The sequence below is a fragment of the Testudinibacter sp. P17/SS/0325 genome, assembly GCF_053570765.1.
In genome coordinates this window covers 1196836-1216980 of sequence record NZ_CM131635.1, presented here as the reverse complement: position 1 = coordinate 1216980, position 20145 = coordinate 1196836, and the positions used below count along the sequence as shown (strand labels likewise).

Sequence of the window (20145 nt, the reverse complement as noted above, 5' to 3'; positions counted from 1 at the left end):
AATCTGCATTATTCTGCCGCTGCAAAATTCGGCGCAAACCAGCCGTCCAGTTTTGCCGCCAGTTTATCAATGCCGATTTTGTTTAATGCCGAGAAAGCCTCGACTTGAATATCGCCCTGAAACGGCAGGATCGCTTCGCGCACCAGTTTGACTTGTTTGCTGCGCGCGCTTTGGCTGAGTTTGTCGGCTTTGGTCAGCAACAGCAAGAGCGGTAATTGCGAGGCGACCGCCCATTCGATCATCTGTTGATCCAAATCTTTTAACGGGTGGCGGATATCCATTAAGATCACTACGCCGCCCAAACATTCGCGTTTTTGCAGGTATTCGCCCAGCGCCTGTTGCCATTTGATTTTCATCTGTTCCGGCACGGCGGCGTAGCCGTAACCGGGCAAATCGACGATTTTACACTGTTCTTCCACTTCAAACAGGTTGATTAACTGTGTGCGCCCCGGGGTTTTCGAGGTGCGCGCCAGACTTTTTTGGTTGGTCAGGCTGTTAAGTGCGGTCGATTTTCCGGCGTTGGAGCGCCCGGCAAAGGCGATCTCAATGCCCTCGTCTGACGGCATATGGCGGATGTCCGGCGCACTGGTTAAAAAATGGGTTTTATGATAATTCAATTTAATTTCTGACACGCTGTTATTCCTAATGTTGGTGACAAATCACATTGTCTAAAAATGAGTGGATCTTACGGGCGCTGCCCTGTACCAACTCCGTATAATCCTGTGCGCCGTCGGGTATGGTTCGTATGGCATTCGGCTTGATCGGCGCTTGTTTATAATTGAGGGGAAAATCCGAGATCACGCCGAACATACGCGGCTGTCCCTGCGGATTTTGCTGATAAAAAGTCACTGCATGAGCAACGTTCAGCGATTGATTACGCATAAAACGGCGGCAAATGTCCTCGCTGCGCAGCCGATAAACATCGACAAAACCGCCCTGCCCCAATTCATACAGTTCCAACTCACGGATATCATGTCGGATATGCCGACTGAGCGGCTGATCCTGCCGGTTCAACGCCAACAACAGCTTGCGTTCTTCCAGCTGCTGCAACAACAAAGTGCGGTCGCCGATCGTCACCGCAGGCTGCTGGCTGTCTGCCGATGTCGAAAATGTCATCTGCCGGATCTGACCTTGCGGATCAAAAAACGACAAACTGCGGTTCGGGCTGCTGCAAGCCGCTGACAAAACAGCACATATTAAGATAACAATTTGTTTTTTCGGCATATTTTATTTCAGCTTTAACGCCAATCCTCGTTCGCCGTAACGGTTTGCTTCGGCTTGTCCGCGAAAAACACCCCAGTCCAATGACAGCAACACTGCGAAAAACAGCGGTAAAAATTTGCCCAACGCCCACGCCATCATACCTTCGCTATAATTGGCGATAACATAGCACAGCACGGGAAAAATGATGATCGTCACCGCACTTCCACTGCGCCCACGGTCGTGCAAACGTTTCACCACCACGGCCAAAAAGCACCAGCCCACCAGCAACAATAAGGCGGAAGCCAAAAGTGCGGTCGGCGTTTGTTGGAACAGTTGTTGCATTGGCAGCGCATTAGCCAGCAGTAACAATACGGCAAAGCAGATCCCGAATCCTTGCCAAAACCCAACACGGTTTAAACGCCCTTTAAAGGCAAATAACAGTTGCCATAATGACATCCGCCCATATCCTCGTATTTGAGTGAATCAAAGTGCGGTCATTATAAAGGATTTCCGCGGATTTTCGAGGTAATTCGCTTAACGCTGAATTTCAGCCTCCAGATTAGGCATTCGAATCATATAACGCCCGTTGCAATTGACTAATAGAAAGTAAATAAAAACGTTCTCACAACCCGGCTTATCCTCATGCTCATTTTTTACACAATGCAATCTTCGCACAAAAAAAGAGCCGGTTATCGCCGGCTCATCAAAATCATGCTTGCGGCAGCGTGTTAACACTGCGCAAGAAAATCCAATACCTGTGCTTTGGCGATCATCTGTTTCTCACCGCTGTAACGGTTTTTGTATTCCACTTCGCCGTTAAGCAGGTTTTTCTCGCCGATCACAATGGTGTGCGGCACGCCGATTAATTCCATATCGGCAAACATCACGCCCGGGCGCTCTTTGCGGTCGTCAAAAATCACGTCTACGCCTTGCTGCTGCAAAGTGCGGTACAGTTCTTCGGCGTACTGCCGCACCGCTTCCGATTTGTGCATATTCATCGGCACAATCGCCACTTGGAACGGCGCGATTTGTGCCGGCCACATGATCCCGCGTTCGTCGTGGTTTTGTTCAATCGCCGCAGCAACCACACGGCTCACGCCGATACCGTAGCAACCCATGGTCAGCACTTGCGGACGACCGTCTTCGCCCTGCACGGTGGCGTTCATCGCTTGCGAATATTTATCGCCCAGTTGGAAGATATGCCCCACTTCGATACCGCGTTTAATTTGCAGCGTGCCTTTGCCGCACGGGCTTGGGTCGCCCTCGACCACATTGCGCAGATCGGCGACTTGCGCCAGCGGCAGATCGCGCTGCCAGTTAATGCCGAAATAGTGTTTACCGTCGATATTCGCCCCGGCGCCGAAATCGCTCATATTGGCAACGGTGCGGTCAATAATCACCGGAATCGGCAAATTAATCGGTCCTAATGAACCCGCGCCTGCCCCAAGTGCGGCGCGAATTTCCGCCTCGTCGGCAAACACTAACGGGCTGGCGACTTCGGCCAATTTCTCGGCCTTGACTTCGTTCAGTTCATGATCGCCACGCACCATCAACGCCACCAATTTATGACCGCTCTGTTCGCTCGCATGCACAATCAGGGTTTTCACGGTTTTCTCAATCGCTAAACCGAATTGCTCCACTAAGGCGGCAATGGTTTTGCAGTTCGGCGTATCGACTAAACGCAATTCTTCCGTCGGCTCGCCGCGTTCGCCCAGCGCCACCGCTTCGGCCAATTCGATATTGGCGGCATAATCCGATTCGGTGGAAAACACGATATCGTCCTCACCGCTTGCCGCCAACACCTGAAATTCATGGGAGGCACTGCCGCCGATCGAACCGGTGTCCGCCTGTACCGCGCGAAAATCCAGCCCCAAACGGGTGAAAATATTGCTATAGGTTTGATACATCAGGTCATAAGTCTGCTGCAAACTCTCTTGGGTCAGGTGGAAAGAGTAGGCGTCTTTCATCAAAAATTCGCGCGCACGCATCACGCCGAAACGCGGGCGCACTTCGTCACGGAATTTGGTTTGGATTTGATACAGATTGATCGGCAACTGTTTATACGAGGTCAGTTCGCGCCGCACCAAATCGGTGATCACTTCTTCGTGGGTCGGACCTAACACAAAAGGGCGGTCGCCACGGTCGGTGAAACGCAACAGCTCGGGTCCGTATTGTTCCCAACGTTCGGACTCCACCCACAAATCGCCCGGCTGCACCACCGGCATTGACACTTCCAACGCACCACTCTTGTCCATCTCCTCACGCACGATTTTTTCCACCTTACGCAGCACTTTTAAACCGGTCGGGGTCCAAATATACAAGCCCGACGCCAACGGGCGAATCATGCCGGCACGCAGCATTAATTGGTGGCTGACCACTTCCGCATTGTTCGGTGTTTCTTTAAGGGTGGAGAGTAGGTAGTTTGATGTACGCATGAAATTTCCTGTTATTCACTTTTTAATAAAATTGCGCCTATTCTAGCACCGGCGCCGTATATTCAAAACAAAAATAGCCGTGGCAAAACACGACTATTTGTAAACCCGGCAGCAAGTGCGGTCTAAAACCGTTTACTCACTTCCAAATACACCCGGCTTTTATCGTAGCGGTAAAACGCATTGTTGCTGTCCACTTTGGTGTAAGCCCAGGTAATACGCGGGGTGGCGCCCCAAATATGCCAATCGCGGTGCCATAAGCTGGCTTGCGCGCCGTACTCTTTGTTTTTCTGTAATTGATTGAAAATCGGCGTATTTGCCTTGTAACGGCGTACGGCATAATTCAACGCCACACGGCTGGAAATGCCCCACGACCACTCTTGTCCCCAACCGATCCGCGTTCCAATCCGCGTATAAGCGTCGCTTTTATCGCGCGCATTATCACGGTTGTAATCCGCCCCGACAAACCAGTATTGACTGCTGTTTGGCATAAATAACAGCGTATTCGACCATAAATAATTGTTACCGTTTAGGTGCTTACGGCTGACATAACGCTGTTCGCCATATTCAAGTGCGGTTGAAATCTGCCAACGCGGCGCAAGCCAATGGCTGAGATCAAAACGCAGCCCTGAATTTTGGGAAAACTGCTTTAACGAATCGCTGCCCGAAGAACCGCCGCCGTACCAGCGCCGTTCAGTGAACGGCATTAAGCTGATTTCGGTTTGCGCCGTTTGATACCCCAAACCCGCACTGATACGTCCGTTCAATTCATTATATTTTTTGTTATCCCAATAATAACGCCCGTAACCCGATAAGCTGAATTTGGCAAAAAAGCCGTCTTGCAGCGACCATTTTTTATCGGCACTCAGATTATAACTTACCCCCTCCGCCGCCTCCTTTTGCCATGCGCTCCACTCTCCGATCTTTGTGCCGGCTTTCGGGGCATTATTGACATTCGGTTCGTTTAAATAACTCAAGCCGCCTTGGAATGACCATTGATCGCGTTTATTAAGTGCGGTCAAATATTGATTGATATGCGCCAAAAAGTCCGGTGCCAACGGCTCGCTGCGTAGCTTTTCAAACTGATCTTTTGCCGCCTCATTATCGTTATTTAAAAACAGACTCTGTGCCAATTGGTAACGCAACGGGATAAGGTTCGGGTTTTGCGCGAACAGTTGGCGGTATAATCGAATCGCTTGCGCATAATCGCCCTCGGCACGCGCCGCCACCGCACTTGCCCAAGTCAGCAAAAACGGATCTTGGCTTGCTTGGCGTTGATACAACGGCAACAGTAACAGCACGCCCTCGGTATGATTCTGCATAACTGCCGGAATCAACGCACGCGTGATCAATTCCGGATATTGCGCCAGTTGTTCTTTGGTCATGCTGACCGATTGTGCCGATTGGTTATCCGGCACTTGCACCTTCGGTTTAGGCAAGTCAGGTTTCGCCACTTGGATCTTCTCGTCCGGCAGATCCATGCGTGACAACTGTTCGGGGGTGACGGTTTCGGCATAGGCAACCGCACTTAAACCGCTTGATAACGCTAACGTCAGCGTGGAAAACATATAAAAAGAACGGTTTTTTTTCATTTTTCTTCTCAACAAATAGGGCTATCTAAATTAGACAGCCCCGATTATAAGCTATTTTTTAACTGACGCTATTTTTATTGCTTCCCGGCGGCAAACACCACCCCCCATTTACCGTTATGCGCCTCACCGGCAATTTCTTTCGCATGCTCACCGAAGAAAGCACCGGTGAGAGGGGCTTTAACCTGATTTTCTCCTATGCCCCACTCTTTTTTATCTTCTTCGTTAAAGTTAATAACCCCGGTTCCGTTAAAAGCGCCGTCGGATATTGTTGAATCGACTATAATCAGTCCGTCATACGACGATCCTTGACTCAATACTTTTTTAGTTATCTCTTTAGTTCTGAAAATTTATTTCATTGCTTTACAAATTTGTCATTGTTCTGTCATAAAAATATGCTAGTATCGCAATCAATTCTCATTTACAGCTCAGTAAATGAGAATCAACAATTGACATGATTGATAATTGAAGAGGATAAATTGATGAAAAAAGTTATGTTGACCGCACTTTGTGCCTTATCCGCCAGTTCATTAACCCAAGCCCATGATCTGTGGGTGTATGCGCAAAATGCCGAACAAGGAAAGCCGTTACTGGCGGTGTTGGGCTACGGCGATAATTTCCCTGCCGGCGATCCGATTCCGGAAAAACGCCTGCACATTTTCCCGCCATTGCAACTGGTTACCCCAAGTAAAACCGAAGCGCTGCAACAGCAGGGAGAAAACTACCACTACGTCAGCCCGCAAGCCTTGAACGCAGGCGAATATAAAATCAGTTCAACCTATCGCCCGACCTTCTGGTCAAAAAATGCCGACGGTTGGAAAATGCAAAGTATGAACGAAGTGCCTGATGCAAATTACTGTGAGCAATCCAGCATGTATGCCACCACCTATTTTAATTTGGATAGCAAAGTGACTGATTTTGCACAAAAACCGGTCGGGTTAGAGCTGGAAATCGTGCCGTTGGTTGATCCAAGCCAAATCAAACCAATGCAAGTAGTGCCGGTGCAAGTGTTGTATAACGGTGAACCGGTGAAAGGCGCAACCATTATCGGCACCACCGACACTCTGACCAAATTGGATTGGGACGCGGTGATGGATCATCGTGAGCCGCAAGCCTTTTCCGGCAAAACCGATAAGAAAGGAATCATGAATTTTATTCCGGCATTACAAGGCAACTGGAAACTGAAAACCAGCCATGAAGCCGAATTCCCGGATCAAAAAGTGTGCCAGAAGAAAAAAATGTATAGTACTTATACTTTCTTAGTCAAATAAGATAGTAAAGTCACGCCAACTAAAACAGCGGCAGAAAAAGATTTCTGCCGCTGTTTCAACCGCACTTTGCTTCCATTACGCCGACTCGAGCAGTTCTTGCACCATCAATTTATTGGCTTCACTGTTGAGCAAAAGTAAATAGTGTTGATGTTGATATTGTCTCAACACAAAATAATTTTTTAGTATCTTGCATTGCAAGGTATATTGCTATATGCTTTAACCATCGGTATTTCAAAATAAGGTTCAGCATGCAAACACAACTACGCAAAGGAGTATTGGAGATGTGCGTACTCGCACTGCTCAAACAACAAGACAGCTATGCCTACGATATGGTGCAAACCCTCGGAAAATACTTACCCATCAGCGAAGGTACGATTTATCCGCTGATGCGCCGTTTGCAAAATCAACAATGGGTCGATACCTACTTGCAAGAATCATCCGAAGGACCTGCGCGTAAATTTTACCGCCTGACAGATTTAGGTAAAACCGAACTTCAATCCATGCAATCCCAATGGCAAGATTTTGCCAATAGTGTGAATCATTTCCTTAACCAAGCGCCAAGCCACACAGGAGATCCATCATGACTAAAATCACTAACCAAAAAGAATTCTTAGCCCAACTGCAACAAGAATTAAAACATCTCTCATCAGTCGAATGTGACGACATACTCAATGATTACCGCAGTCACTTTGCCGAAGGTTTGGCAAACGGGCGTTCCGAGGCGGATATCATTGCAGGACTGGGCGATCCGCACATCATTGCCAAAGAACTCTTGGCAAACCAATACATCGAACAATGGCAACAAAAGAAATCCTTTAAAAACCTATGGTATGTGTTATCGGTCAATGCCAGTTTGGGTCTGGTTAATATTGGTGTTAGCCTGCCTGTATTAATTGGTATGGTCATCACCACCCTATTAAGCGTTGGTTTCGGCATTTTGGCTGTGCTCGGCACCGTTTTCACTCTCGCCTTGCTAAGCCAACAACTTTTTGGCTTTCCGCAGCTCAATGCCTACCATTTGAACACGAGCGGTATCGGTCCAGTGTTGATTGACACCACATCAATCGGCCCTCAACCTCCCAATATCGACATCAAAGGCAAAGACAACCAGGCATTCAAATTAGAACGAGGCAGTGATGGCTCAGTAACCATCTATACCCAGAAGGACGGGGAAACATTCACCATCGAGAAAAAAGCCGATGGTTCTATCGCTAAAATTTACGGTCAAAATAATGAAGGCGAATCAATTCATATTTCAGACATACGCAAACCCGGTTTCTGGTCACAACTATTTATAGGGTTGTTGACTACCTTCGTCGGATTATTCGGTTTTTGGTTAACGCGCCGCGCCATGAATCGTCTGTTGAGTTTTTGGAAAAAACATTTGCAATGGACACAAACCACCCGAAAACAATTTATGCCCTAAGCGTCATCACAAATAAAAAAGCGATAGGGCGAACACCTTATCGCTTCTTTATATTAGTAAAATGAGGCTGAACCAACAGCTTATACCGTTGGTTCCAGCGGCGCCTGCACCATCAGTTCATTAGCCTCGCTGTTCAGCAGCACCAAATAACGCTGATACTGTTTCAACACATCGGCGATCAGCTCTTCCGTGGTCATATATTGCACATCGTAACCAATCCGTCCGTCACCAAAATAGGTCACCGGCTCAAATACCTGTTCATGCTGCATACTCGGCACGCTCTGCTCTTCCTGCATCGAAAGTGCGGTATCGGTGCGCTGAATCATCACCCCGTAAATAAAATCACGCATAACGCCTTTATGGATCACCAATTCGACACTGCGTTGCGGTTCATCCGTTTCGTTGATTTCCACCTGTAGCTGATGTTTATTGACCAATTCGTCACGCAATTGGCTAAACGCCGGTTTGACCACTTGCGCTAAAAATTGTTGAATATCCGCTTCTTGGGTCTGTTTCAAAATCTGTCCCAAGCGTTTTTTCCATTTGTTGCCGCTCCAAAATACGGTAGATTGGTTCAAACGGGTGTTGAAATAATTTTTATCCACCCGCAAGCCTTGCAGCAAACTAAAACACATCAGCACCGTAATCACGGCAAACGGCAACGCCACCACCAGCGTCATCGCCTGCACCGCCCCCAAACCGCCGGAATTGAGCAAACCGATTGAGAGGATAATCATAATCACACCCCACAACACGCTTTGCCACTTCGGCATATCGGCGATTTTACCGTTGGACGCAATATTGTTTAATACAAAGATCCCCGAATCCGCCGAAGTAATAAAGAACAGCGACAGAATCAACAGCGCCAGCAAGCCGCTCAAGGTCGGCAGCGGGAAATAGTCTAAAAAGGCAAACAGCAGGGTTTCCGGCGCCGAGGTCAGCGCACTCAATGCCCCGTTATGCCGGGCATCTTGCAAAATAGCGCTGTCGCCGAAAATCGTAAACCACAACAAATTAAAGGTGGAAGGAATAATCAGCACGCCGAGAATAAACTCACGAATGGTTCTGCCGCGTGAGATTCGGGCGATAAACAAACCGACAAACGGTGCCCACGAGAACCACCACGCCCAATACAACACCGTCCAACCGCTGAACCAGTCGGTGTGCTGCGGATCATAACTAAACGTGCGGAAACTGATTTCGACTAAATTACTCAGGTAATAACCGATATTTTCCGAAAAAACCGATAGCAGATAAATGGTTGAACCACTAAACAGCACGAATAACATCAGCGTCAACGCTAATCCCAAATTGATTTCACTCAGGCGACGCACGCCTTTACCCACGCCGGAAATCGCCGACAGCACCGCAATACTGACCACCACGATAATCACCATCGAGTTACTGAAAAAGCTGTTTTCGCTCAAAATACCCACCGCCTGCAAACCGGCGTTCAGCTGTGACGAGCCGTACCCCAGCGTAGTGATGATCCCGAACAGGGTGGCGATCAGCGCCAAGGCGTCAATAATATGCCCGTACACGCCGTGGATTTTATCGCGTAATAACGGATAGAACGCCGAGCGGATCGACAGCGGCATACGGTAACGGAAACCGAAGTAAGCCAGTGCCAATGCAATCGTGCCGTAAATCGCCCACGGGTGCACCCCCCAATGATAAAAAGTGTATAACATCGCGTCTTTTTGCGGATTATCGGCGGTAATCGGTGCGATTGAATGCATTAACGGCTCCGCCACACCGAAATACATCAAGCCGACGCCCATGCCGGCGGCGAACAACATGGCAATCCAAGATAAAAACGGATATTCCGCTTCCTCATCATCACTGCCCAAGCGAATATCGCCCAAACTGCTCATCGCCAGCAACAGTAAAAACAGGATAAAACAGCTGACCGACAGAATGTAAAACCAGCTGAAATAGTCAAACGCATAATTTTTTGCCGTATTCAACCATTGTTGTATCACTTGCGGAAACGCAATACAGGCGACGGCAATCAGCAATACAAATAAAAAACTTGGAATAAAAACCGGCAAACTGAACGTTGACCGCTTTTTTAATAAAGAAAACAAAATGTTAACCCCTTAGGTAAGATTAAAAACCATTCTTCAATTTTACTTATCAGAATAAAAACCGCACTTATAATAATTTATTGGAATAAATAAATCAAATTTTAATCATAAAAAGGAATAAACGAAGAGAATGACAGATATGAAAAGCATAAAAAACCTGCTTAATTCAGCAGGTTCGTTTTGTGGTGAAATTAATCTTATTTAAGAAAATACTGATACGAATCCGAATCGGTAATATCCTGATAGGCATAACCCAAGGCTTGCAAATGGTGGTTAAACACCTGCTCGGTGGCTTCGCTCAATTGGAAAGCACAGAGAATATCGCCGTAGTCCGCGCCGTGGTTGCGGTAGTGGAACAGGGAAATATTCCATTGCGTACCCAACGTTTGCAGAAATTTGACCAGTGCGCCTTTTTGTTCAGGAAAGACGAAGCTGTAGAGCCGCTCGCGCTGCGAACTGGCGCTGCGGCCGCCGATCATATAGCGGATATGGGTTTTCGCCACCTCATCGTCGGACAGATCTTGCACATCATAGCCGTTAACCCGCAGTTGACTGATAATCTCCTGTTTCTCCGCTTCACCGCCAGTGACCCGCACCCCGACAAAAATACAGGCTTGCTGGTTGTCGGCATAACGGTAGCTAAATTCAGTGACCGCACGATTCCCCAACAAGTGGCAGAATTTCAAGAAACTGCCTTTTTGTTCCGGAATCGTCACCGCCAACAAGGCTTCGTGTTTTTCGCCGATTTCGCAACGTTCCGACACATAGCGCAGACTGTGGAAATTCAAGTTGGCGCCGGACAAAATATTCAGCAGGGTTTCGCCTTGAATTTTATGCAACTTCACGTATTTTTTCAGCCCGGCAAGTGACAGCGCCCCCGACGGCTCGGAAATGGCGCGCACATTTTCAAAAATATCTTTCACTGCGGCACAAATTTCATCACTGTCAACGGTGATCACCTCGTCCAAATATTGTTGGCAGACACGGAACGTTTCGTCGCCAATCCGTTTCACCGCCACCCCGTCGGCAAACAACCCGACCCGATCCAAATCAACCGGTTCACCAGCGGCAAGCGCGGCTTGTAAACAGGCGGAATCTTTCGATTCTACCCCGATCACTTTCACGTTCGGCATTAATTGTTTGATCAGCACCGCTACCCCGGCGGCTAAACCGCCACCGCCGACCGGCACAAAAATGCGATCGATGTGTTGCGATTGTTGAATCAATTCCATTGCCAACGAGCCTTGTCCGGCGATCACCGCAGGGTGATCGAACGGCGGAATAAAAGTCATGTTTTTGCTGTGCGACAGCTCAATCGCCTTGGCTTTGGCTTCGTCAAAATTTGCGCCGTGCAACAGCACTTCGCCGCCGAAACCGCGCACCGCCTCGACTTTGATCGACGGCGTATTTTGCGGCATGACGATCAGTGCCTTCAAGCCCAATTTTTGCGCCGATAACGCCACTCCTTGCGCGTGGTTGCCTGCCGAGGCGGCAATCACCCCGGCGGCTTTTTGCGCCTCGCTCAGACCGGTGATCATCGCGTATGCGCCACGAATTTTGAAGCTGTTCACCGGCTGGCGGTCTTCGCGCTTAATATAAATGTTATTGTCAAAGCGTTGCGACAATTTTTCCATTTTCTGCAACGGCGTCACTTCGACCACATCATAAATGTTCGAGGTCAGCACCGCGCGCAGGTATTCATTGCCGTTCGGTTGTGCGGAAATAGTCATCAGTTCGCTCACTTAGTCCTGTAATTTACTGCGATCACGCACCGCGCCTTTATCGGCACTGGTCGCCAACATCGCATAGGCTTTCAGCGCCAGCGATACTTGGCGTTGGCGGTTTTTCGGTTTCCAGCCCAACTTTTCCTGCTCGGCACGGCGCGCACTTAATACGCTGTCGTCCACCAACAATGCGATTTTACGGTTTGGAATATCAATCGAGATCACATCGCCGTCCTGCACCAAACCGATTGTGCCGCCGTTCGCCGCTTCCGGCGAAACGTGCCCGATCGATAAACCGGATGTGCCGCCGGAAAAACGCCCGTCGGTCAGCAACGCACAGGCTTTGCCCAAGCCCATCGATTTCAGGTAACTGGTCGGGTACAACATTTCTTGCATGCCCGGCCCGCCTTTCGGCCCTTCGTAGCGAATCACCACCACATCACCGGCAACGATTTTGCCGCCCAAAATTGCGGCAACTGCGTCATCTTGGCTTTCAAACACTTTCGCCTTGCCTTGGAATTTCAAGATCGATTCGTCCACGCCTGCGGTTTTGACGATACAGCCGTTTTCCGCCAAATTGCCCGACAACATCGCCAGCCCGCCGTCTTGACTGTAGGCGTTGGCTTTATTGCGGATACAACCGGAAGTGCGGTCGTCATCTACACTGTCCCAACGGCAATCCTGTGAGAAGGCTTGGGTGGTGCGGATTCCGGCTGGGCCGGCGCGGAAGAATGACCGCACTTTTTCATCATCGGTGCGGATAATATCGTAGCGATCTAACTGCTCTAACATAGAGTAGCCCAACACGGTGCGGGTTTGGTTATTCAGCAAGCCGGCACGATCTAACTCGCCCAAAATCCCCATTACGCCGCCGGCACGGTGTACGTCTTCCATGTGATATTTATTGGTGTTCGGTGCGACTTTACTCAGGCACGGCACGATACGCGATAAGCGGTCAATGTCATCCATGCTGAAATCCACTTCCGCTTCCTGCGCCGCCGCCAATAAATGCAACACGGTGTTGGTCGAACCGCCCATGGCAATATCAAGGCTCATGGCGTTGTCAAATGCCGCTTTGGTCGCAATCGAACGCGGCAATACGCTGTCGTCATCTTGTTCGTAGTAGCGTTTGCACAGCTCTAAAATTTGCGTCCCGGCTTGCAGGAACAGCTGTTTCCGATCCGCATGGGTCGCCAAACAGGAACCGTTGCCCGGCAAGCTCAAGCCCAGCGCTTCGGTCAGGCAGTTCATCGAGTTGGCGGTGAACATGCCGGAACACGAGCCGCAAGTCGGGCAGGCGGAACGTTCAATCGCTTCGCTGTCGGCGTCGCTGACATTCGGATCGGCACTTTGAATCATCGCATCGACCAAATCCAATTTAATCAACTGATCGGATAATTTGGTTTTACCGGCTTCCATCGGCCCGCCGGAGACGAAAATCGCCGGAATATTCAGGCGCAATGCCGCCATTAACATGCCCGGGGTGATTTTGTCGCAGTTGGAAATACACACCATCGCATCGGCACAATGGGCATTCACCATATACTCGACCGAATCGGCGATCAGCTCGCGCGACGGCAACGAATACAGCATGCCGCCGTGTCCCATCGCAATGCCGTCATCGACCGCAATGGTGTTGAACTCTTTGGCAATGCCGCCGTGCGCCTCGATTTCGCGCGCCACCAATTGCCCCATGTCTTTCAAATGCACATGACCGGGCACAAATTGGGTAAAGGAATTGACCACCGCAATAATCGGTTTGCCGAAATCCTGATCTTTCACTCCGGTCGCACGCCACAACGCACGCGCCCCTGCCATATTGCGACCTTGGGTGCTGGTCGCGGAACGTAATTTAGGCATTTTGTTTTCCTCTGTTTAATCACTCGATTTTGTATGATTGTAGGGGCGAATGAGATATCCGCCCGAACCGCACTTTGTATTTTTCCGTTGACGTTTAACGCTTATATTGCACTTCGTAAGCAGGCGGATATTTCACCCGCCCCTGCTTTGCCTCACTAATGGCTCGACCGCACTTTTACTTTATAAAACCACAACCGTCTGTACATCAAACAACTTGCTTAACTGGCTGACCAACGCCTCAATCGGGCGCTCGCTGCTGACGCTGAAATTCAAGCTGATTTGTTCGCGGCTTGACGTCATATGTAATTCATTCAGGCGATAACCGCGATGGCGCACCACGCGCAGCACGCGCTCTAAGGTTTCCGGCCGCCATTGGGCTTGTAGGCTTAATTGATATGTTTTCATTTGTTATCCCTTGTTAATTCGAACCGCACTTTGCACTTAAACGCCAATATCTTCGCTGATTTCATCAAGCATAGCTTCGTTGCTTGCGCCCGGCGGCACCAGCGGCCAGACGTTTTCATCGGCATCGATACAGACGTGCAACAAATACGCCCCTTCGCTGTCCAGCAAGCGTTGTAATGCCGCTTGTACTTGATGTCCGTGTTCGATCCGCTCGCCTTGAATGCCGAACGCCGCCGCCAAGGTCACGAAATCCGGATTATCGTCCAAAATCGTTTCGCTGTGGCGCCCCTTGAAAAACAGTGATTGCCACTGGCGCACCATGCCTAACCGTTGGTTATCCAACAGTAAAATTTTAATCGGCAGCTTGCCGCGTTTAATTGAGCCCAGCTCCTGCACGTTCATCATAAACGAACCGTCGCCGCTGACCAAAATCACGCAATCCTGCGGACGGGCTTTTTGTGCGCCGACCGCCGCCGGCAAACCGAAGCCCATGGTGCCGAGACCGGCGGAAGTGAGATAATTTTCCGGCTGATGATGTGCCATGTGCTGCGCCGACCACATTTGGTGCTGTCCGACATCAGTGGTAATCACCGCACTTTGCGGCTTCATTGCCGATAAGGTGTTTAACAATGTCCACGGGTGAATGCTGTCTTGTCCGTCATTACTCGGATAAACAAACGGAAAATCGGTGATTAAGCGTTGAATATCCTGCTGCCAATCGTCGATCGAAAGTGCGGTTGCCAGCACATCAAACGCCTGTGATAAATCGCCGCGCAACACCACGTCCGCCCGGCGTAATTTATTGATTTCCGCCACATCGATATCGGCGTGAATCACTTTGGCGTGCGGGGCAAAACTGTCCAGTTTGCCGGTGACGCGATCATCAAAGCGCGCGCCGAACACCACCAACAAATCACTTTCCTGCACCGCATAATTCGCGGCTTTGGTGCCGTGCATGCCGACCATGCCCATATAATACGGGGTATCGGCAGCAATTGCGCCCAAGCCTTTAATGGTCGAAACCGACGGAATTCGGGTCGCTTGCAAGAAACGGCGCAGTGCCGGAACCGCACTTGCCATGCCGACGCCGCCGCCGATATACAACACCGGACGCTTAGCTTGTTGTAATAAGGTTTTGGCTTGTTGCAGGTTCTGCGCCTGCTGCGCCGGGGCGTTCTCCAGCGGTAACACTATCGGTTGCGCGGCAGTTGGGGCAAATTGCACATCTTTTGGAATATCGACCAACACCGGGCCGGGACGACCGCTTTGTGCCACATGAAACGCTTGCGCCAAAATCAGCGGCAGTTCGTCGATATTTTGCACGATAAAACTCTGTTTGGTACAGGCTAAGGATAAGCCCAACACATCGATTTCCTGAAACGCGTCAGTGCCGATAAACGGGCTTGCCACCTGTCCGGTGATCGCCACAATCGGCACGGAATCCAACAATGCGTCGGCCAAACCGGTGATCAGATTGGTGGCGCCCGGCCCAGAAGTGGCGATACACACCCCGACCTTTTTACCCGCACGGGCATAGCCAATCGCCGCCATCGCCGCCCCTTGTTCATTGCGACAGAGCAGATGATCCAAACCCGAGTCGTAAATCGCATCATACACCGGCATAATCGCCCCGCCGGGATAGCCAAAAATCACATCGACCTGATGCGCCTTCAAACTTTCGGTAACTAATCTCGCTCCGTTCATGTGTCCCTCATACCGCACTTTGCTGTTATTGACTGTGCTATTTTTCGTATAACAAAAAACCCCCACCACATTTGGCGAGGGTTTCACTGATTTACAGCCTGGTTCTGTTGCAAATTAGTCGCACCGCTCGCCGTCGGTGATAATAATCACCGCACTGAGAATAATGCGAATAATAAGGTGGCTAACAAACATCATTGACAAATAAAAACCAAGTTGTGTTAAATTTCTTCGTCCGTGCTTACATAAATACCATATTTTGCTTGCGCTTCAAACTGTTTTTTCATTTTCCGCGTCATTTATTTTGACCGATTTTCACGCTATTTTTTTAAATTTGTGAGCCAGGTTACAGACTTATCAAGCATAATTGCATACAGTAAAACCCAATCCATGTTCGATAACACAAGGAAAAAACATGAAAAAGTGGATAAATAGTGTTGAAAACGTCTTAAGCGAACAAATTTCCGGCTTGATTGGCTCGAATCCGAATCTAAAATTACACCGCGACCCGCTATACGTTTGCCGTGCCGACAGCCCTGTCGCCGGCAAAGTCGCCGTAATTTCCGGTGGCGGCAGCGGTCATGAGCCCATGCACGCCGGTTTTGTCGGCGTCGGTATGCTTGATGGCGCCTGCCCGGGGGAAATCTTCACCTCACCGACACCGGATCAAATTATCGAGTGTGCGACTGCTGTCGATAGCGGTAACGGCGTCTTATTGCTCATTAAAAATTATACCGGCGATGTGCTGAATTTCGAAACCGCCGCCGAAATTTTACACGACAGCGGAATCCAAGTGGCAAGCGTATTAATTGACGATGACGTAGCCGTCAAAGACAGTCTTTATACCGCCGGGCGACGCGGCGTTGCGAATACCGTGTTGATCGAAAAAATTCTCGGCGCCGCTGCCGAACAGGGCTACTCGTTATCCCAACTGGCGGAATTGGGCAGGAGATTAAATAATGCGGGGCATTCGATTGGGGTGGCGCTTGCCGCTTGCACCGTGCCCGCCGCGGGCAAACCCTCTTTCACCCTGGCTGAAAATGAAATGGAATTCGGCGTCGGGATTCATGGCGAACCGGGGATCGAACGCCGTCCGTTCGTTGACTTAAACCAAACCGTTGATCAGATGTTTGCAACCTTAATCGAAAATGGCAACTTCAGCCGCGCCATTCGCCACTGGGAGAGTGAAAGTGCGGTCTGGCAAGAGGTGCAAGAAACAAAATCCGCCTTACAGCGCGGCGATCGAGTGATTGCATTGGTCAATAATTTAGGTGCCGTGCCGCTGTCAGAACTGTACGGCGTGTATCAGCGCTTAAGCCAATGCTGCGAGCGGTTCGGTATTCAAATTGAACGCAATCTCGTCGGTTCTTATTGTACGTCATTAGATATGCAAGGCGTGTCTATCACCCTGTTAAAAGTAGACGACAATTTACTGTCGTTGTGGGACGCACCGGTGAATACCGCCGGCTTGCGCTGGAAAGCATAGTGAGGTCAGGAAGATGTCGTTAACCCAACCCCAAATCCTTCAATGGTTGCAAAACTGTACGGTCTTATTCACTCAACATCGGGATTACCTCACTGAGTTGGATACCGCGATCGGCGATGCCGATCACGGATTAAATATGCAACGAGGCTTCGCCAAAGTCGCGGAAAAACTGCCGGAACTTGCGGAACAAGACATTTCCGGCATTCTCAAAACAACCGGCATGACGCTGCTTTCCAGTGTCGGCGGCGCAAGCGGCCCGCTGTTTGGCACGTTTTTTTTAAAAGCGGCACAAAGTGCGGTCGGCAAAAACGAACTCGATCTAGCTCAGCTGCAACACCTCTTACAAGCGGGCGTGAATGGCATTGTGGCACGAGGGCGAGCCGAAGCCGGCGATAAAACCATGTGCGATGTTTGGCTGCCCGTGCTGCAAACATTGACTGACAGTGTGCAACAGCAACTTCCGTTGCACACAGCCTTGCAACAGGCGCTGAGTTGTGCCGAAAGTGCGGTAGCAGCAACCATTCCGATGAAAGCGAAAAAAGGACGCGCCAGCTACTTAAACGAGCGTAGTATCGGACACCAAGATCCCGGTGCAACTTCAGTCATGTATTTATTACAAGGGCTGCTACAGGCAACGCAGGAGGCATAATGGTTAATTTGGTTTTTGTTTCCCATAGTGCAAAGTTAGCCGAGGGGTTGTATGAACTGGCGCTACAAATGCGTGCCGATAACTGTCAAATTGCCCTTGCCGCCGGTATTGACGATCCGCACAATCCGATTGGTACCGACGCGGTAAAAATTATGCAGGCCATTGAAAGGGTATATAGCCCGGACGGCGTGTTGGTTTTAGTCGATTTGGGCAGTGCCATTTTAAGCACGCAAACCGCACTTGAACTGCTTGAAGCGGAAATGGCGGCTAACGTAACCATCAGTGCCGCGCCGTTAGTAGAAGGGGCAATCGGCGCGGTTGTTGCCGCCTCCGGTGGTGATCCGTTAGCGGCTGTCGAACAGGAGGCTTGCTTAGCCTTAGAAGCCAAATTAGCACAATTAAGTTAATCCTGTGATCTGTGCCGCTTGTTTCACCGGAAGGAATCAAGATAGACTAGCTCTGCTATTCACTATCTGATTGGAACAAGGGGCCTACCATGTCATCTTACACCCAGAAACAACGTTCACTGATTCAACAACTCCGCCATATCGTCGGTGAAAAATATCTGCTGACCGATCCAAACCGCACTTTGCCCTACCGACAAGGCTTTCGCTTCGGCAAAGGCAGTGCGTTGGCGGTTGTCATTCCTGCGTCGTTAATCGAGCAATGGCGGATTTTGCAAGCCTGCGTGAAAGCCGATGTGATTGTCATCACCCAAGCCGCCAACACCGGGCTGACCGGCGGTTCAACCCCCGACGGCAATGAATATGACCGCGATATTGTGATTATCAACACCCTGCGTATCGATCACATTCACGTAATTAATCAAGCGCAACAGGTGATTTGCCTGCCGGGCAGCACCTTATTCAAATTAGAGGAATTATTGGCTCAACATGGACGGGAGGCGCATTCGGTGATCGGTTCGTCTTGTATCGGCGCCTCGGTGCTCGGCGGCGTGTGTAATAACTCCGGCGGTGCGTTGGTGCAGCGCGGTCCGGCTTATACCGAAATGGCGCTGTTTGCCCGACTCGATCAAGATGGCGAATTACATTTAATCAACCATTTGGGCGTTGATCTCGGCACAGATCCGGAGGAAATGCTCGCGCGGCTTGAACATAAACGCTACCAAGAAACGGACATCAAGTGCGGTTCGGAGCAAGGGCATGATCACGATTACTGCCACCATGTGCGCCAAGTCGATGCCGATACCCCCGCGCGCTTTAACGCCGATCCGCGCCGTTTGCACGAAGCCTCCGGTTGCGCCGGGAAATTAATGGTGTTTGCCGTGCGCTTAGATACTTTCCCGTTGGAAAAACAGACCCAAGTGTTTTATATCGGCAGCAACAGCACCGCCGAATTAAATGATATTCGCCGTCATATTCTCAGCCAATTCCAATCCCTGCCGGTATCCGGTGAATATATTCATCGTGAAGCCTTTGATGTTGCCACGATTTACGGCAAAGACACTTTCTGGGCAATTAAAAAGTTAGGCACGAATAACTTGCCGAAGCTGTTCAGCCTAAAAAATAAAGTCGATCGCTTGTGTAGCAAAGTGCGGTTTTTACCGAAGCATATTGCCGATAAAAGTCTGCAGTTATTTAGCAAATTGCTGCCGCAACATTTGCCGAAAAAAATGCGCGAATATCGTGATCAATATGAACATCACCTGATTCTGAAAATGGCGGGTGACGGCATTGCCGAAGCCCATGATTTCTTGCAAGCCTATTTTGCCGAACACAGCGGCAGTTTTTTCGCCTGTAATGCGGAAGAAGCGCAAGCCGCAATGTTGCACCGTTTCGCCGTTGCCGGCGCCGCCGTGCGCTATCGGATTATTCATCAGCAAGAGGTGGAAGACATTGTCGCCCTCGATATTGCTTTACGGCGCAATGATCATGATTGGTTTGAAGTGTTGCCGGAAAAATTAAACCGCCAGTTTATCCATAAACTGTACTACGGACATTTTATGTGCCATGTTTTTCACCAAGATTACATCGCGAAAAAAGGCAGCGATCCGATCGCATTGGAAGAGGAAATGCTGGAATTGCTCGATCAACGTGGCGCACAATATCCGGCGGAACACAATGTCGGGCATTTGTATCATGCTAAACCAGCGTTAAAAAAATTCTATCGCCAGTTAGATCCGACCAACAGTTTTAATCCCGGAATCGGCAAAACTTCTAAATTGAAAAATTGGCAGTAAATGGAAGGCACGGTTTAGACCGCACTTAGGTTTTCATTTTAAGATTAATCGTTTCAGTTTTAGGTGGCATAATAGACAAAAAGGTTGAGCAAAGACGACGGCATAGCTTGCC

Annotated in this window: 18 protein-coding genes; 7 read left to right on the top strand and 11 right to left on the bottom strand. The window is 49.6% G+C overall.

What is annotated here, in order from left to right:
* Positions 1-8: 8 nt before the first annotated feature.
* From yihA to ACWA50_RS05765, 6 genes are all read right to left on the bottom strand, one after another.
* A complete protein-coding gene (gene yihA / locus ACWA50_RS05790; protein WP_431050649.1) occupies positions 9-632 on the bottom strand; it encodes a ribosome biogenesis GTP-binding protein YihA/YsxC in 624 nt (207 codons plus the stop codon).
* A 10-nt stretch (positions 633-642) separates the two neighbouring features.
* Positions 643-1224, bottom strand: coding sequence for a hypothetical protein (locus ACWA50_RS05785; protein ID WP_431050647.1), 582 nt, complete (start codon positions 1222-1224; stop codon positions 643-645).
* Between the two features lie 3 nt (positions 1225-1227).
* Positions 1228-1659 carry a DUF805 domain-containing protein gene (locus tag ACWA50_RS05780; protein ID WP_431050645.1) on the bottom strand — a complete coding sequence of 144 codons (432 nt, stop codon included), beginning with the start codon at positions 1657-1659 and terminating at the stop codon, positions 1228-1230.
* Between the two features lie 272 nt (positions 1660-1931).
* Positions 1932-3638, bottom strand: a complete 1707-nt coding sequence (proS, locus tag ACWA50_RS05775; RefSeq protein WP_431050643.1) for a proline--tRNA ligase — start codon at positions 3636-3638, stop codon at positions 1932-1934.
* Between the two features lie 122 nt (positions 3639-3760).
* Positions 3761-5227 (bottom strand): surface lipoprotein assembly modifier, encoded by a 1467-nt coding sequence (locus ACWA50_RS05770; protein WP_431050641.1) that lies wholly within the window; start codon positions 5225-5227, stop codon positions 3761-3763.
* Between the two features lie 74 nt (positions 5228-5301).
* Positions 5302-5541 (bottom strand): transferrin-binding protein-like solute binding protein, encoded by a 240-nt coding sequence (locus ACWA50_RS05765; protein ID WP_449343122.1) that lies wholly within the window; start codon positions 5539-5541, stop codon positions 5302-5304.
* Positions 5542-5706: 165 nt separating this feature from the next.
* Between ACWA50_RS05765 and ACWA50_RS05760 the strand changes: the two genes are divergently transcribed.
* The 3 genes from ACWA50_RS05760 (at position 5707) to ACWA50_RS05750 (ending at position 7921) form a co-directional block, all read left to right on the top strand.
* On the top strand, positions 5707-6495 hold the full coding sequence (locus ACWA50_RS05760; RefSeq protein ID WP_431050639.1) for a DUF4198 domain-containing protein: 789 nt from the start codon (positions 5707-5709) through the stop codon (positions 6493-6495).
* 248 nt (positions 6496-6743) lie between these two features.
* Positions 6744-7079: a PadR family transcriptional regulator gene (locus ACWA50_RS05755; protein WP_431050637.1), complete on the top strand. Its 336-nt coding sequence runs from the start codon at positions 6744-6746 to the stop codon at positions 7077-7079.
* Complete coding sequence (locus tag ACWA50_RS05750) at positions 7076-7921, top strand: DUF1700 domain-containing protein (RefSeq protein WP_431050635.1); 846 nt, start codon at positions 7076-7078, stop codon at positions 7919-7921. The genes ACWA50_RS05755 and ACWA50_RS05750 overlap by 4 nt, the downstream gene beginning before the upstream one ends.
* A gap of 80 nt (positions 7922-8001) precedes the next feature.
* On the opposite strand, the gene ACWA50_RS05745 is transcribed toward ACWA50_RS05750, so the two are convergent.
* From ACWA50_RS05745 to ilvG, 5 genes are all read right to left on the bottom strand, one after another.
* The gene (locus tag ACWA50_RS05745; protein ID WP_431054300.1) at positions 8002-10011 is read right to left on the bottom strand and encodes a BCCT family transporter; all 2010 of its coding nucleotides are present in this window, start codon (positions 10009-10011) and stop codon (positions 8002-8004) included.
* 194 nt (positions 10012-10205) lie between these two features.
* A complete protein-coding gene (gene ilvA, locus ACWA50_RS05740; RefSeq protein ID WP_431050633.1) occupies positions 10206-11738 on the bottom strand; it encodes a threonine ammonia-lyase, biosynthetic in 1533 nt (510 codons plus the stop codon).
* A 12-nt stretch (positions 11739-11750) separates the two neighbouring features.
* Entirely contained in the window at positions 11751-13592 is a 1842-nt protein-coding gene (gene ilvD, locus ACWA50_RS05735) for a dihydroxy-acid dehydratase (RefSeq protein ID WP_431050631.1), read from the bottom strand.
* A 180-nt stretch (positions 13593-13772) separates the two neighbouring features.
* Positions 13773-13997, bottom strand: coding sequence for an acetolactate synthase 2 small subunit (ilvM, locus tag ACWA50_RS05730; RefSeq protein ID WP_431050629.1), 225 nt, complete (start codon positions 13995-13997; stop codon positions 13773-13775).
* Between the two features lie 36 nt (positions 13998-14033).
* On the bottom strand, positions 14034-15701 hold the full coding sequence (gene ilvG, locus ACWA50_RS05725; RefSeq protein WP_431050627.1) for an acetolactate synthase 2 catalytic subunit: 1668 nt from the start codon (positions 15699-15701) through the stop codon (positions 14034-14036).
* Positions 15702-16113: 412 nt separating this feature from the next.
* On the opposite strand from ilvG, the gene dhaK reads away from it, so the two are divergent.
* The 4 genes from dhaK (at position 16114) to dld (ending at position 20033) form a co-directional block, all read left to right on the top strand.
* On the top strand, positions 16114-17184 hold the full coding sequence (dhaK, locus tag ACWA50_RS05720) for a dihydroxyacetone kinase subunit DhaK (RefSeq protein ID WP_431050625.1): 1071 nt from the start codon (positions 16114-16116) through the stop codon (positions 17182-17184).
* A gap of 13 nt (positions 17185-17197) precedes the next feature.
* Complete coding sequence (gene dhaL / locus ACWA50_RS05715) at positions 17198-17833, top strand: dihydroxyacetone kinase subunit DhaL (RefSeq protein WP_431050623.1); 636 nt, start codon at positions 17198-17200, stop codon at positions 17831-17833.
* Positions 17833-18240 (top strand): dihydroxyacetone kinase phosphoryl donor subunit DhaM, encoded by a 408-nt coding sequence (dhaM, locus tag ACWA50_RS05710; protein ID WP_431050621.1) that lies wholly within the window; start codon positions 17833-17835, stop codon positions 18238-18240. Before dhaL ends, dhaM begins: the two co-directional genes overlap by 1 nt.
* A gap of 89 nt (positions 18241-18329) precedes the next feature.
* Positions 18330-20033, top strand: coding sequence for a D-lactate dehydrogenase (dld, locus tag ACWA50_RS05705; RefSeq protein WP_431050619.1), 1704 nt, complete (start codon positions 18330-18332; stop codon positions 20031-20033).
* Positions 20034-20145 lie beyond the last annotated feature (112 nt).